We start from the raw sequence: 14,645 nt of genomic DNA, 5'->3' as shown, positions 1-14,645 counted from the left end.
AAGACGTGTCCTTGGAAGGCTGCAGTCATGAGTTCTGCGACATTCTTCTTTCTTTACATTCTGCCCTTGCTGCTCGGCGCAGGCGTTTGGTCTGCGATTTGGGTGAGTGATGCGAGTCGTGCTCGACGGCACAAAATCCATCCTGGCGAATGATTTCTGAAGACAATAAAAAACCCGCGAAGCCAATGACTTCGCGGGTTTTTCTTTGTGTTTGATTCAAGGCTTAGACTTTGTCTTTGCCCGACATCAGAATGCAGGCCAGCGTGATGATGGCGGCTGCGCAGAGGTAGTAGCCGACATAGGTCATGCCGTAGTTCACCTGTAGCCATGTTGCGATATAGGGTGCGAGCGATGCACCGAAAATGCCGGCCATGTTGAAGGTGATCGACGAGCCGGTGTAGCGCACCGTGGTCGGGAAGGGGGCGGCGAGTGCCGTTCCGATCAGACCATAGGTCATGCCCATCAGCGCCATGGAAAGAGCTGCGAACACGAAGATCGAGCCTTCGCCACCGCTCATCAGGCTTGGCAGCAGGAACGAGAAAGCCGCGATCAGCACGGTGGTGAGGATCAGGATTTCACGACGGCCGAAACGCTCTGCCAGCTTGCCTGCGAACGGAATGAAGAGACCGAAAACGATCGAGCCGACGATCTGGATTTCCAGGGCGTCGAGGAACGGGATTTTCAGAATCTTGACGTTGTAGGACAGCAGGTACGCCGTGCCGATGTAGAACAGCACGAAGGTTGCCAGCGCCACGAATGTGCCCAGCGCCAGGCTGCGCTTGTGCTTGCGGAAAAGCTCCGCGACCGGAACGGCCACGCGTTCTTCCTGATCGATGGCTTTCTGGAAGGCAGGCGTTTCGGTGATCGACAGACGAACCCACAGGCCAACGGCAATCAGGATGATCGACGCGACGAAGGGAATGCGCCAGCCCCAGCTGAGCAAAGCTTCCTGCGACATAAAGTGCAGCAGAATCCAGAAGACGCTTGACGACAGGAACAGGCCGAGAGGTGCGCCCAGCTGCGGGAACATGCCGTACCAGCTGCGCTTGCCGGGAGGAGCATTTTCCGTTGCCAGAAGAACCGCACCACCCCATTCGCCACCAAGGCCGAAGCCCTGACCGAAACGGCACAGCGCCAGAAGCAGTGGTGCCAGAACGCCGGCGGTTTCATAAGTCGGCAGCAGGCCGATGATGACGGTGGACACGCCCATGGTCAAAAGGGCGGCGACGAGCGTCGTCTTGCGGCCAATGCGGTCGCCGTAATGGCCGAAGACCACGGCACCCAGCGGGCGGGCGAAGAAGGCGATGGAGAAGGTGGCGAAAGATGCCAGAAGCGCCGTCATCGGGTCGTTGTTCGGAAAGAACAGCGTCGGAAACACGAGCACTGCGGCAGTCGCATAGACGTAGAAATCGAAGAATTCGATGGTCGTGCCGACCACGCTGGCAGTAAGAACTCGTGCAGGCGAATTTGTCTTTACATCGTTCGGATTGTCAGCGGTCGGCGATACCTTGGATATCGCGTCGGTCATTATATCAGTTCCATTGTTAAGTAAGACTTATGACCCTTTACCGGGCTAAAGGTGCGTTAACGCAATTTTCGGTCTTTTGAAACGGTTGAAGCGCAATATTTCATAAAAAAGAACGATTGTGCGGGGTGAAAGCGTCGAGCATCACAACGAGATTATGCATCGCACATGAGACAATTGGCATTGGTGCGGCTTATCACGCTCCCTCATTCCTGTGCCTGTCACAGGAATCCAGCCAGCCCAAGTCCTTGGGCTGAAAAGACTCCTTCCGCCGCGCAGACGCGCGTCGACTGGATTCCTGTCACAAGGACAGGAATGAGGGAGAGTGGGTTCACTGTGACGAAAACGTCGCGACTTGTGCGGTGAACACGACGTTATGATTGTCCGCGGGGGAGGGAGAGCTCCTCCCTCTGTCCCAAAATTGCCTGGGGAAAAGCGGCTCGCGTTAACGAATCGATCTTGCTTTTCGGCGTGAGGCCTTATGCGCGCGCAACAGTTTTATTTTATTATCTTCCAACTCTGAATCTTGCATTGCGCACAACTCTCTGATTCCAAGGAAGGAATCCGGACCTCGTGTGATTCTTTAACAAAAATTACATCGGGCTTGGCATCGGTTAACGAAAGTAAACACTTCATTAACCTTAATGCCGCTTAAGTGTTTGGAACGAAGCTGGCGAGCGAATCGTGGAGCAGTTCGGTGCTCCGGTGGTCTCGTCTGAGTGATTTTTGTGTCAGAGGTTTTTATGAGCGGCAAGCACGTAGCTGTTCTTATGGGTGGGTTTTCTTCCGAGCGGCCAGTCAGCCTCTCGTCGGGAGAGGCTTGCGCATCGGCTCTGGAAGGCGAGGGCTTTCAGGTTACACGGATAGACGTGGACCGTGATGTTGCCGCCACGCTTTCACGGCTGCGGCCGGATGTCGTTTTCAATGCCTTGCACGGCCCCTTCGGCGAAGACGGCACCATTCAGGGTATTCTCGAGTATCTCGAAATTCCCTACACGCATTCCGGCGTGCTGGCCTCTTCGCTGGCGATGGACAAATCGAAAGCCAAGAAAATTGCTGCCGCATCCGGCATGCCGGTTGCTGCTGAAAAGGTCATGAGCCGCTTCGATATCGGCAACCAGCACCCCATGAAGCCGCCCTATGTCGTAAAGCCTGTGCGTGAGGGCTCCAGCTTCGGCGTCGTGATGGTTCAGCAAGATCAGTCACACCCGCCGCAGATTATCGGCTCGTCCGAATGGCGCTATGGCGATGAAGTGATGGTCGAGCGCTATATTCATGGCCGTGAGTTCACCTGTGGCGTCATGAACGGCGAGGCTCTGGGCGTGACAGAAGTCGTGCCAATGGGTCACGCCTTTTACGATTACGATGCTAAATATGCCAAAGGTGGCTCAAAACACGTCATTCCCGCGGAAATTTCACCAAAAATTTACCAAAAAATTCAATCATTGGCGGTTATGGCGCATCAGGTGATCGGGTGCCGTGGCGTAAGCCGTTCGGACTTCCGCTACGACGACCGTTTCTCAGAAGAAGGCGAGCTTATCTGGCTTGAGGTCAACACCCAGCCGGGTATGACGCCAACCTCCCTCGTGCCCGAAATGGCAGCTCATGCCGGACATACCTTTGGTGATTTGGTCCGGTGGATGGTGGAGGACGCATCGTGTTTGCGATGAACAGCAAAAAATCGGCTGCTAAAAAGCGCGGGCAGTCCGCCTCGGGTTCTGCCGATGAGCGGATGGTTTTGCCGCGTCCGTTGCGCAAGGGCTTTCGCTTCGGCGTTTCGCTGGCCACAGGACGCGTCCATATTCCCGCTCACACGGGAACGCTTGCGACTCTCGCATTTTTCTCCGCCATCGGTCTCTACGGCATGTCGCTGGGCGGGCACACGGATGTTGTCGCTCAGGCAACCACATCCGCTGCGGGTTTTGCGATCGAGGACGTCAAGGTTTCCGGCAATATCCAGACGTCCGAAATCGATGTGTTTCAGCTTCTCGGGCTTGATGGTGCTACGTCGCTGATCGCGCTCGATGTGAATGCTGCGCGCAAGAGACTGGCCGATTTGCCTTGGGTCGAGGATGTCGATGTCCGCAAGATCTACCCGAAGACAATTGAAGTGCGTTTGAAAGAACGTCAGGCTTTCGGCATCTGGCAGCACGGCACGGAGCTTTCGCTGATCGAAAAGAGCGGCAGCGTCATCGCGCCGCTGCGTGACAACAAATATGCGGGCCTGCCGCTGTTCGTCGGGCGTGATGCTGAAACGGGTGCAGCAGGCTTCGTGGACGAGCTGGCCGACTGGCCGGAAATCCGCAACCGCGTGCGTGCCTATGTTCGCATCGCCGGACGTCGCTGGGACCTGCATCTGGATAACGGCATCGTCGTAAAGCTGCCGGAAGAGAATGTTCCCAAGGCGCTGCAGCTGCTGTCGCGGATGGATATGGAAGAAAAAGTTCTGTCGCGTGATGTCGCCGCCGTCGATCTGCGCCTGTCGGACCGCACAACGGTTCAACTGACAGAAGGTGCTGCCGAGCGTCGTCAGAAAGCGGTTGAAGCTCGCTCCAAAGCGCTCAAGACAGCGGAGAAGAACACATGAGCTTATTCGGTTCTTCCCATTTCGGCCTGCCGCGTCTGAAGCCTTTGTCGTCCAAGCGGACCCATGTGGTTTCGGTGCTGGACATCGGTTCGACCAAGGTCGTCTGCATGATCGGCCGTCTCACACCGCGTGAGGAAACCGAAGTGCTGCCCGGTCGCACACATAAGGTCGACGTCATCGGCATTGGCCACCAGCGTTCGCGCGGCGTCAAATCCGGCGTCATCGCCGATCTGGATGCGCTGGAAGGCGTCATTCGTCTGGCCGTAGACGCTGCCGAGCGCATGGCCGGTCTGACCGTCGATAGCCTGATCGTCAACGTGTCCGCAGGCCGTCTGGCCAGCGACATCTACACCGCCAGCATCGATCTGGGCGGCCAGGAAGTCGAATCGGGCGATCTGCGCAAAGTTCTGATTGCTGCCAGCCAGCAGTCTTTGCGCCAAGACCGTGCCATTCTGCATTCGCTGCCAACGGGTTATTCGCTGGATGGCGAGCGCGGTATTCGCGACCCGCTCTCCATGTATGGTGATCTGCTGGGCGTGGACATGCATGTGGTGACGGCTGAGCGGACTGCTCTGAAGAACCTCGAACTGTGCATCAACCGTGCTCACCTTTCGGTCGAAGGCATTGTTGCGACACCTTATGCCAGCGGCCTTGCAGCCCTGGTGGATGACGAAGTCGAGCTTGGCTGTGCTGCCATCGATATGGGCGGCGGCACGACGACGATTTCGGTTTTTGCCGAGGGACGTCTGGTTCACACCGATGCCATCGGTCTAGGCGGACACCACGTCACCACCGATCTGGCACGTGGCCTTTCGACCCGTATCGAAGATGCGGAGCGCCTGAAGGTCGTGCACGGTTCGGCGCTGGCCAATGGTTCCGACGACCGCGACATGATTGCCGTTCCGCCGATTGGCGAAGACGACCGCGACCAGCCTTCGCAGGTTTCGCGCGCGCTCGTCAGCCGCATCGTTCGGGCTCGCATCGAAGAGACATTGGAACTGATCCGCGACCGCATCCAGAAGTCGGGTTTTTCCCCGATTGTCGGTAAGCGCGTGGTTCTGACCGGAGGTGCCAGTCAGTTGACCGGCCTGCCGGAAACGGCGCGGCGCATTCTTGCCCGCAACGTTCGCATCGGCCGCCCCATGGGCGTGTCCGGCCTGCCGGTCGCGGCCAAAGGCCCGGCCTTTTCCACAGCCTGCGGGCTGATGATTTATCCGCAAATCGCGGACATCGAAATCCATGCGGCGCAGAACGGAATGTTCTCGCCGTTCGGAACAGGTAGTGGCCGGATAGCCCGCGTAGGGCAATGGCTGAAGGAAAGTTTTTGATCCCTTGTCTGCCCATCGGGCAGGGGACCGAGTGAAGTTGATATGAATTGGCCTGCAGGGCGATGCGGCCAGAGAAAGAAGGAATGTTAAAATGACGATACAGCTGCAAAAGCCGGATATCACCGAGCTGAAGCCACGCATCACCGTTTTCGGCGTTGGCGGTGGCGGCGGTAATGCTGTCAACAACATGATCACGGCTGGTCTTCAGGGCGTCGACTTCGTCGTTGCCAACACGGATGCACAGGCTCTGACGATGACGAAGGCCGACCGGGTCATCCAACTCGGCGTCAACGTCACCGAAGGTCTGGGCGCCGGTTCGCAGCCGGAAGTTGGCCGCGCTGCTGCCGAAGAGTGCATCGATGAAATCATCGACCACCTGAACGGCACGCACATGTGCTTCGTCACTGCCGGTATGGGTGGTGGTACCGGTACCGGTGCTGCTCCCGTCGTCGCACAGGCTGCCCGCAACAAGGGCATTCTGACGGTTGGCGTCGTGACCAAGCCTTTCCACTTCGAAGGCGGTCGCCGCATGCGTCTGGCCGAACAGGGCATCGAGGAACTACAGAAGTCCGTCGATACGCTGATCGTCATTCCAAACCAGAACCTGTTCCGTATTGCCAACGACAAGACCACGTTCGCTGACGCATTTGCGATGGCCGACCAGGTTCTTTACTCCGGCGTTGCCTGCATTACCGACCTGATGGTGAAGGAAGGTCTTATCAACCTCGACTTCGCCGACGTTCGCTCCGTGATGCGCGAAATGGGCCGTGCGATGATGGGTACCGGCGAGGCTTCCGGCCAGGGCCGTGCGATGCAGGCCGCGGAAGCGGCGATTGCCAACCCGCTGCTCGACGAAACATCGATGAAGGGTGCACAGGGTCTCCTGATCTCCATCACCGGTGGTCGCGACATGACCCTGTTCGAAGTCGACGAAGCTGCGACCCGTATTCGCGAAGAAGTCGATCCGGACGCAAACATCATCCTCGGCGCGACATTCGACGAAGCTCTGGAAGGTCTCATCCGCGTGTCGGTTGTTGCCACAGGCATCGACCGCGTTCCTGGCCAGATGGAACGCAACGCAGAAGAACTGCGCCAGGCTGCGGCTGCAAAGCCACTTATCCGTCCTTCCGCGGCCGTTGCTTCTGCTCCGGCCGCAGTTCAGCCTGCCCCAGTCATGCAGGCACCAAAGTCGACCGTAGACCCTATTGCCCAGACCATTCGCGAAGCCGACATGGAACGCGAACTGGCACTGGCGGCCGCTGAACAGCGTCTCCGTCAGGCCCAGGCAGAAGCCGAATTCCGTCCTCAGAGCAAGCTGTTCGCAGCCGCTCCAGCGGAAGCACCGGTTGCTGCTCGCCCCGCAGCACCGGTGCACACCGCGCCTGCGCCTGTCTACCATGCACCGGAACAGATGGCAGCACCTGCTCCTCGCATGCAGGCACCAGCGCCTGTTTACCATGAGCCAGCCCCGGTCGCCCGTGCGCCTGAGCCGGTCCGTATGCCAAAGGTCGAGGATTTCCCTCCGGTCGTCAAAGCCGAGATGGATCACCGCGCCCACCCGGCATCTGCCGTGCCAGAAGAGCGTGGCCCGATGGGTCTTCTGAAGCGGATCACCAATTCGCTCGGTCGCCGTGACGAGGAAGAAACCGTTCCTTCCGACATGATGGATGCACCAAGCATGGCTCCGCAGCAGCGTCGCCCGCTGTCTCAGGAAGCCAGCATGTACGCACCGCGTCGTGGCAATCTGGACGATCATGGCCGTCAGACACCGTCGTCTGCCAGCCAGCACGAAGACGATCAGCTTGAAATTCCGGCCTTCCTGCGCCGCCAGTCCAACTGATCTTTTGATTCTCGATCAAGGCGATACCCGGGTCTTAAAGGCCCGGGTATCGCTGTCTTAAAAGACTTTCATCGGAAGCTTTTAAATTAGCTTTTTCAAAGCTTTGAGTCTGTTACAAAACGAAATCAACAGTGATTTGAGATAGCGCCGGACTGTGCGTATGTATGACCATGAGACGAGGACGTGACGCGGGACAGCCGCTGTTTATCCCCCTCGGTTGAAATTTGGATCACGCCGGTATATCGGGCAGGTCCACATGAAAAGGCTTTACTCGCATGACCATCGGACTGCTCGGTTTCCAGACAACGATCGCCAACTCCGTTCAGCTCAAGGGCATTGGCGTTCACTCGGGCAACCCGGTATCCATGACGTTTCAGCCTGCGGAAGCCGGCACAGGCATCGTTTTCAGCCGCCAGCATGAGAATGGCAACACCACCGAGCTGAAGGCCGTTTCCGCCAATGTCGGCAATACGGATCTCTGCACGGTTCTCGGTCGTTCGCTGCCACAGTCCATCTCGACCGTCGAACATGTCATGGCTGGCATCTACGCCATGGGAATCGACAATCTCATCGTTGAGGTCGATGGTCCTGAAGTTCCGATCATGGACGGTAGCTCGATGCCTTTCATCGAAGCTATCGAATCAGTCGGCATCACAAATCTTGGCGTGAAGCGCCGTTACATTCGCGTTGTGAAGCCCGTTCGTATCGAAGCATCCGCATCCTGGGCCGAGTTCCGCCCCTATGACGGTACGCGCTTTGAAGTCGAGATCGATTTCGACACGCCGCTGATCGGTCGCCAGATTTGGAAGGGCGACCTGACACCAGATACCTTCAAGAACGAGCTTTCGCGCGCCCGGACCTTCGGCTTCATGCGTGATGTCGAGCGCCTTTGGGCTGCCGGTTATGCGCTGGGTTCTTCGCTGGAAAACTCGGTCGTGATTTCCGACGACAACACGGTCATCAACATGGAAGGCCTGCGTTACGCGAAGGATGAGTTCGTCCGTCACAAGACGCTGGATGCCGTTGGCGACCTGGCTCTTGCCGGCGCTCAGTTCATCGGTTGCTACCGCTCCTATCGCGGTGGTCACAAGGTCAATGCTAACGCGTTGAAGGCACTGCTCAGCGACCCCTCTGCCTATGAAATCGTCGAGGCACCGGCGGTGCGCAGCCCCGTTGTTCGTGCACGTGAATTCGTGCCCGTACAGCAGCTTGAGTTCGCTCCCTGGTCTGCATGATCGAGAGTTTATAGAAACTAGAGCCGTCCACTGGGGCGGCTTTTTCGTATGTGGGCCGAATATAATCATCGACTACAGGGTGCCGCGCCATAAAAATGCGTTATTGCGTCATCATTGCGTTGCCCTGCGGACGCTTTTATGGCTAGAAACGCCTTTGTAAAAGCCGATGTTCTGTATTTACGCAGGAAGTGGGAACTGACGAATGAAGCGTGTAGTGTCTGGTGCAATGAATGGAACGGTACGAGGAGCACTCGTATCGCTGATGCTGATTGGCGCCGGAACGCTGGTAACGTCTTGCCAGTCTGACCCTGACATCGACATTACCAAGCTTGGCGTCGAGACTGATCCGCCTGACGTGCTTTACAAGCAGGGCCTTGCCAACATGAATGCCGGCAACATGACCGAAGCCGGTCGTAAGTTCTCGGCCATTGACAAGCAATATCCGTTTACGGAATGGGGCCAGAAGGCTCTCGTCATGAACACCTTCATCGCCACGCGCCAGAACAAGAACGAAGTGGCGATCGCGTCCGGTGCGCGCTTCCTCAAGCAATATCCCCGCGCGAAAGATGCCGCCTACGTTCAGTATATGATCGGCCTTGCCTATTCCAAGCAGATTGCCGACGTGACGCAGGATCAGCGCGCTGCACAGCGCACGATCGAAGCGATGAACAAGGTCGTTACCGATTATCCAACCTCGGAATACGTGCCGGACGCGCAGGCGAAAATCCGCTTCGCGCGTGACCAGCTCGCTGGTCGCGAAATGCAGGTTGGCCGTTATTATCTCGAGCGCAAGGAATATCTTGCTGCCGTGTCGCGCTTCCGCATCGTCGTTGAGCAGTACCAGAACACCAACCAGATCGAAGAAGCTTTGGCACGTCTGACCGAGGCCTATTATGCCATGGGTCTGGTGGACGAGGCGCAAACGGCGGCTGCGGTTCTCGGCAACAACTATCCTGACAGCCAGTGGTACGGTGATTCGTACAAGCTGTTGAAGGGGCAGGGGCTTGAGCCACGAGAAAACAAGGAATCCTGGATTTCCCGCGCTGGCAAGAAGCTCGTGGGTGCCTGAGAACAGAGCATAAGACATGTTGGTCCAGCTATCGATCCGCGACATCGTTCTGATCGAACGGCTCGACCTAGGGTTCGAGGCCGGCCTTTCTGTGCTGACCGGCGAAACGGGCGCGGGCAAATCCATTCTTCTCGATAGTCTGTCGCTCGCCCTTGGCGGGCGTGGCGATGGCGGCCTTGTGCGCCACGGCGAAGACAAGGGGCAGGTCACCGCCACCTTCGAAGTCGATATGCAGCACCCGGCGCGCCTTTTGCTGCGCGACAATGGGTTGGATGACGATGGCGATCTGATTTTCCGTCGCGTTCAATCCGCCGATGGCCGTACCAAGGCCTATGTCAACGATCAGGCCGTTTCCGTTCAATTGATGCGCCAGCTTGGCCAGCATATGGTGGAAATCCACGGCCAGCATGACGACCGTGCGCTTGTCGATACCAATGCGCATCGCACCCTGCTGGATGCTTTTGCCGGTTTGACGGACGAGGTCGTGTCCGTTCAGTCGCTCTACCGCACATGGAAAGATGCCGAGCGTGGCCTGAAGGTTCACCGCGCCAAGGTGGAGGCCGCGGCGCGTGAGGCGGATTATCTGCGCTCCTCCGTCGAAGAGCTTGAGATTCTGGCACCGATGGATGGCGAAGAAGACGAGTTGGCCGAGCGTCGCGCCGTCATGCAGAAATCCGAGCGCATCGCCGGTGACATCGCTGAGGCAAGCGACTTCCTGAACGGTAATGCTTCGCCTGTGCCCGTCATCGCGTCCATGATGCGCCGTCTGGAGCGCAAGAGCCACGAAGCGCCGGGCCTGCTGGAAGAAACCGTGCAGTTGCTGGATGCGGCACTCGACAACCTTTCCAACGCGCAGATGGAAGTCGAAGCGGCTCTGCGCCGCACCGAGTTCGATCCGCGCGAACTGGAACGCGTCGAGGAGCGCCTGTTTGGCCTGCGCGCCGCTGCCCGCAAATATTCCGTTCCCGTCACCGAGCTTCCGGCCTTGGCCGAACGCATGGTCGCCGATCTCGCCGATTTGGATGCGGGCGAGGAAAAGCTTGCACAGCTGGAAAAGCATCTGGGCGTCGTGAAAACGGATTTCGACCGGGCCGCCCTTTCACTCTCAGAAAAACGTCACAATGCGGCCTCGGCTCTTTCCGAGGCTGTGATGGCCGAGCTTCCTGCCTTGAAGCTGGAGCGCGCGCGATTCACCGTGGAAGTCAGCAGCGATGCGTCTTCCGGCACGGCTGACGGCATCGATGTCGTGGAATTCCATGTTCAGACCAACCCCGGCACGCGCCCCGGCCCAATCATGAAAGTGGCATCGGGCGGCGAGCTTTCGCGCTTCCTGCTGGCGCTGAAGGTTGCGCTTGCGGATCGTGGGTCCGCACCCACGCTGGTTTTCGATGAAATCGACACCGGCGTCGGTGGTGCTGTGGCAGATGCCATCGGCCAGCGGCTGAGACGTCTGTCGAAAACCGTGCAGGTTCTGTCCGTGACCCACGCGCCACAGGTCGCAGCCCGCGCCGCGACGCACTTGCTCATCTCCAAAGGACCATCGGGCGATGGCACCGAGCGCATCGCCACCCGCGTCACTACCATGCAGCCCGAACACCGCACCGAGGAAATTGCCCGCATGCTGGCCGGTGCTTCGGTAACGGATGAGGCGAGGGCGGCGGCAGCACGTTTGCTGGCGGCCAAAGACTAACGGCTGACGGCGACAGCCACCCCTGAACCGATCATCACACCACCCGCTGTGCGATTAACGCGCCTCACGATTTTGGGTGACCGCAGTAACGTGCGGGCGCGTACGGCAAGTGCTACGTGGCCACCGATGACGATGGCTTCCACGCAGAGAATTACGCCAGCCAATACGGCTAGATGATCAACCGTCAGTGAGGCTCCCACCACGTTCGGCAGCAATGCGACATAGAACAGTGGCATTTTGGGATTGCCGAGATTGAGGGCCATGCCGGTTGCGAAGATCGACAACAGATTGCCGCGCGCTTTGACAGATTGAAGATCAGGTACGACGGGTTCTGCCGTCCATAATTTGATGCCCATCCAGATCAGATAAGCGGCACCTGCGTAGCGCAGGACCGTCATCAATGTCCCCATTTCGGCTGCAAGAATGGACAGGCCGAAGGCGGCCAGCGTCAGGAAAATCAGGATGCCAGCGACCGTACCCGCGCCATAAGCGAGGCCGGATGCCGCGCCATGGGTGATGGTGCGGGCGACGATGGTCATATTATCGGGGCCGGGACTGGCTGCAAAAACGAAGAAGGCGGCGGCGAAGGCGATAAGCGTCATGAAGTCCATGCGTATGATCCCCGTGTGATTCACTCCCGATTTTCAGATTACCGCAATGCCGGACGTTGAAAAGTGGCCCGCCTTCGTTAAAAACAAATTCTGTTCATGCGCGAGGCCTGCCCAATGTCCCAAGATCAAACCCCGGTGGAAAAACTGTCCGAGCTTGAGGCGTCTGCCGAGCTGGCCTTTCTGGCAGCCGAGCTTGCGCGGCATGATGCGCTCTACCATGGCAAGGATGCGCCGGAGGTTTCGGACGCCGAATATGACGCGCTGAAGCGCCGCAACGACGCTATCGAGGCTGCGTTTCCCGATCTGGTGAGGGCGGATAGTCCATCGAAGAAGGTCGGCTCTGCGCCACTGGCGACATTCGCGCCCATCGTCCACGCCCGACCCATGCTCTCTCTGGACAATGCCTTTTCCGATGATGACGTGCGCGATTTCGTGGCGTCGGTCTATCGGTTCCTGGGCAACCTGCCGGATGATTCGATTGCCTTTACGGCTGAGCCCAAGATCGACGGTCTCTCCATGTCGATCCGCTATGAGAACGGCAAGCTGAAGACGGCGGCGACGCGGGGCGACGGCACGACGGGCGAAAATGTGACCGCCAATATCCTGACGATCAAGGAAATCCCCAACGACTTGCCCAAGGGCGTGCCTGACGTGGTGGAGGTGCGCGGCGAAGTCTATATGGCCAAGAGCGATTTTCTGGCGCTGAACGCGCAGATGGAAGCCGATGGCAAGCAGACCTATGTCAATCCGCGTAACACGGCATCCGGTTCGCTCAGGCAGCTGGATGCGAATGTGACCGCCAAGCGCAAGCTGCGTTTCTTCGCCTATGCATTGGGCGAGGTCTCCAATGGTGGTCAGGCGGTCCGTATTGCAGACACGCAATTCGGCATCGTGGAAAAGTTCAGGGAATGGGGCTTTCCGGTCAACTCGTTCATGAAGCGATTCACGTCCGGCCAGCAACTGATTGAACATTATCAGGAAATCGGCATCGCGCGACCTGATCTCGATTACGATATCGACGGTGTCGTCTACAAGGTGGACCGTCTGGATTTGCAGGAGCGCCTCGGCTTCCGCTCCCGCAGCCCGCGCTGGGCGACCGCGCACAAGTTTCCGGCGGAACAGGCTTTCACGACCGTTGAAAAGATCGAGATACAGGTGGGCCGCACCGGTGCCTTGACGCCGGTTGCGCGGCTGACCCCGATCACGGTCGGGGGCGTGGTCGTGACCAACGCGACGCTGCACAATGCCGATTATATCGAAGGTATCGGCAACAATGGCGAACGTATTCGTCCCGAGGGGCATGATATTCGTGTGGGCGACACCGTCATCGTGCAGCGGGCGGGGGACGTTATTCCGCAGGTGCTGGATGTGCTGCTCGAAAAGCGTGATGCCGGTTCGAGGCCCTACGAGTTTCCGAAGCAGTGCCCGGTCTGCGGCAGTCACGCGGTGCGTGAGCGCAACGAAAAAACCGGCAAGCTCGATTCCGTCACCCGCTGCACGGGCGGTTTTGCCTGTTCTGCACAAGCAAAAGAGCATCTCAAGCATTTCGTCTCGCGCAATGCCTTCGATATCGAAGGTCTCGGCACCAAGCAGGTCGATTTCTTCTTCGAAAGCGAAGACCCGGCGCTGTCTATCAAGACCGCACCCGATATTTTCACGCTGAAGGCGCGGCAGGAACAGTCGCATCTCACCAAGCTGGAAAACATCGATGGCTTCGGCAAAACCAGCGTCAAAAAGCTGTTCGATGCCATTGATGCGCGCCGTGAGATCGATCTCCACCGCCTGATCTTCGCGCTGGGCATTCGCCATGTGGGGGAAACCACGGGAAAGCTTCTGGCGCGGACCTACGGCACCTACGAACATTTCGAGGAAGCCATGAAAGCCGCCTCCGACCCGACCGGTGATGCGTGGGGCGAACTCAACAGCATCGACGGCATTGGCGAAGTCGTGGCCCGGGCTATCGTGGAATTCTACAAGGAACCGCGCAACCTCGACGTTATCGACCGGCTGATGAAAGAGCTTCGCCCGAAGGAGGCGGAAAAGCCGACGACGGAAGGCAGCCCGGTGGCGGGCAAGACCGTGGTCTTCACCGGCTCGCTAGAGAAATTCACCCGCGATGAAGCAAAGGCCCGCGCCGAAAGCCTCGGTGCCAAGGTGGCTGGTTCCGTCTCAAAGAAGACCGACTATGTGGTGGCGGGGCCGGGCGCGGGTTCCAAGCTGGACAAGGCGCGCGAGCTTGGCGTGCAGACCATGGATGAAGATGAGTGGCTGGCGCTGATTGCGGGGTAGCCATCGATTTATACTGCTGCTGTCACAGCACCTGCTCGGATGTTTTTTTGCGAAACACCCGCCCGTCAATCGCCACCAGCCCCCCAGCAATCATCACCATGCCGATGAAGTGTTTTGCTTCCAGTTGTTCGCCCAGCACCAGAGAGCCCAGCAGAATGGCGCTGACGGGGATTAGGCTCAGGACTCATAAAATCAGAGCCAGAAGATAACAGCGGCGGCGATGCAAATGCTTGAGAAGAAGGTATGTGCGCAGCGATCGTAACGTGTGTGGATGCGCCTCCAGTCCTTTAGCTTGCCGAACATGTTCTCGATTTTGTGGCGTTTCCTGTAGAGAACAGGATCGTGCGGGACGGGCACTTTCCGGTTGGACCTTGAAGGGATGCAGGCGTCGATCTTGCGCTCGGCTAAGGCAGCGCGAAACCAGTCGGCGTCATAGCCCTTGTCCGCCAGCAACGTCCTGGCCTTCGGCAG

Annotated in this window: 11 protein-coding genes and 1 pseudogene; 8 read left to right on the top strand and 4 right to left on the bottom strand. The window is 58.4% G+C overall.

Translation table 11 applies throughout. The features are described 5' to 3' along the window. Positions 1-223: 223 nt before the first annotated feature. Entirely contained in the window at positions 224-1,528 is a 1,305-nt protein-coding gene (locus DSM25558_RS24935; RefSeq protein ID WP_077107331.1) for an MFS transporter, read from the bottom strand. Between the two features lie 740 nt (positions 1,529-2,268). Here DSM25558_RS24935 and DSM25558_RS24925 point away from each other — a divergent pair. From DSM25558_RS24925 to recN, 7 genes are all read left to right on the top strand, one after another. Further along, complete coding sequence (locus tag DSM25558_RS24925) at positions 2,269-3,195, top strand: D-alanine--D-alanine ligase (protein WP_077107330.1); 927 nt, start codon at positions 2,269-2,271, stop codon at positions 3,193-3,195. After that, positions 3,183-4,112 (top strand): cell division protein FtsQ/DivIB, encoded by a 930-nt coding sequence (locus DSM25558_RS24920; RefSeq protein WP_077107329.1) that lies wholly within the window; start codon positions 3,183-3,185, stop codon positions 4,110-4,112. Before DSM25558_RS24925 ends, DSM25558_RS24920 begins: the two co-directional genes overlap by 13 nt. Then, positions 4,109-5,440 carry a cell division protein FtsA gene (ftsA, locus tag DSM25558_RS24915; RefSeq protein WP_077107328.1) on the top strand — a complete coding sequence of 444 codons (1,332 nt, stop codon included), beginning with the start codon at positions 4,109-4,111 and terminating at the stop codon, positions 5,438-5,440. The genes DSM25558_RS24920 and ftsA overlap by 4 nt, the downstream gene beginning before the upstream one ends. A 91-nt stretch (positions 5,441-5,531) precedes the next feature. Then, positions 5,532-7,280, top strand: a complete 1,749-nt coding sequence (ftsZ, locus tag DSM25558_RS24910) for a cell division protein FtsZ (RefSeq protein WP_077107327.1) — start codon at positions 5,532-5,534, stop codon at positions 7,278-7,280. Between the two features lie 275 nt (positions 7,281-7,555). Further along, a complete protein-coding gene (gene lpxC, locus DSM25558_RS24905; protein ID WP_077107326.1) occupies positions 7,556-8,515 on the top strand; it encodes a UDP-3-O-acyl-N-acetylglucosamine deacetylase in 960 nt (319 codons plus the stop codon). Between the two features lie 202 nt (positions 8,516-8,717). Continuing rightward, positions 8,718-9,584 carry an outer membrane protein assembly factor BamD gene (locus DSM25558_RS24900; protein WP_083716653.1) on the top strand — a complete coding sequence of 289 codons (867 nt, stop codon included), beginning with the start codon at positions 8,718-8,720 and terminating at the stop codon, positions 9,582-9,584. A gap of 16 nt (positions 9,585-9,600) precedes the next feature. Beyond that, on the top strand, positions 9,601-11,274 hold the full coding sequence (recN, locus tag DSM25558_RS24895) for a DNA repair protein RecN (RefSeq protein ID WP_077107325.1): 1,674 nt from the start codon (positions 9,601-9,603) through the stop codon (positions 11,272-11,274). Here the strand turns inward: recN and DSM25558_RS24890 are convergent. Further along, a complete protein-coding gene (locus tag DSM25558_RS24890) occupies positions 11,271-11,885 on the bottom strand; it encodes a LysE family translocator (protein WP_077107324.1) in 615 nt (204 codons plus the stop codon). The two genes, recN and DSM25558_RS24890, sit on opposite strands and share 4 nt — an antisense overlap. Positions 11,886-11,999: 114 nt before the next feature. On the opposite strand from DSM25558_RS24890, the gene ligA reads away from it, so the two are divergent. Then, positions 12,000-14,174, top strand: a complete 2,175-nt coding sequence (gene ligA / locus DSM25558_RS24885; RefSeq protein WP_077107351.1) for an NAD-dependent DNA ligase LigA — start codon at positions 12,000-12,002, stop codon at positions 14,172-14,174. A 22-nt stretch (positions 14,175-14,196) separates the two neighbouring features. On the opposite strand, the pseudogene DSM25558_RS24880 reads toward ligA, so the two are convergent. Then, positions 14,197-14,358: pseudogene (locus tag DSM25558_RS24880) on the bottom strand (EamA family transporter); the annotation flags it as partial. Between the two features lie 8 nt (positions 14,359-14,366). After that, the coding region (locus DSM25558_RS24875; protein WP_159442527.1) for a transposase at positions 14,367-14,645 on the bottom strand (279 nt) is incomplete at its 5' end.

It is taken from the genome of Agrobacterium sp. DSM 25558 (genome assembly GCF_900100825.1).
In the GTDB taxonomy this organism is placed as follows: domain Bacteria; phylum Pseudomonadota; class Alphaproteobacteria; order Rhizobiales; family Rhizobiaceae; genus Agrobacterium.
This window is presented reverse-complemented; position numbering and strand designations above follow the sequence as displayed.

Coding starts and splice junctions, on each gene's coding strand:
- DSM25558_RS24935 (WP_077107331.1), bottom strand. CDS start 1,528: ATGACCGACGCGATATCCAAGGTATCGCCGACCGCTGACAATCCGAAC.
- DSM25558_RS24925 (WP_077107330.1), top strand. CDS start 2,269: ATGAGCGGCAAGCACGTAGCTGTTCTTATGGGTGGGTTTTCTTCCGAG.
- ftsA (WP_077107328.1), top strand. CDS start 4,109: ATGAGCTTATTCGGTTCTTCCCATTTCGGCCTGCCGCGTCTGAAGCCT.
- ftsZ (WP_077107327.1), top strand. CDS start 5,532: ATGACGATACAGCTGCAAAAGCCGGATATCACCGAGCTGAAGCCACGC.
- lpxC (WP_077107326.1), top strand. CDS start 7,556: ATGACCATCGGACTGCTCGGTTTCCAGACAACGATCGCCAACTCCGTT.
- DSM25558_RS24900 (WP_083716653.1), top strand. CDS start 8,718: ATGAAGCGTGTAGTGTCTGGTGCAATGAATGGAACGGTACGAGGAGCA.
- recN (WP_077107325.1), top strand. CDS start 9,601: ATGTTGGTCCAGCTATCGATCCGCGACATCGTTCTGATCGAACGGCTC.
- DSM25558_RS24890 (WP_077107324.1), bottom strand. CDS start 11,885: ATGGACTTCATGACGCTTATCGCCTTCGCCGCCGCCTTCTTCGTTTTT.
- ligA (WP_077107351.1), top strand. CDS start 12,000: ATGTCCCAAGATCAAACCCCGGTGGAAAAACTGTCCGAGCTTGAGGCG.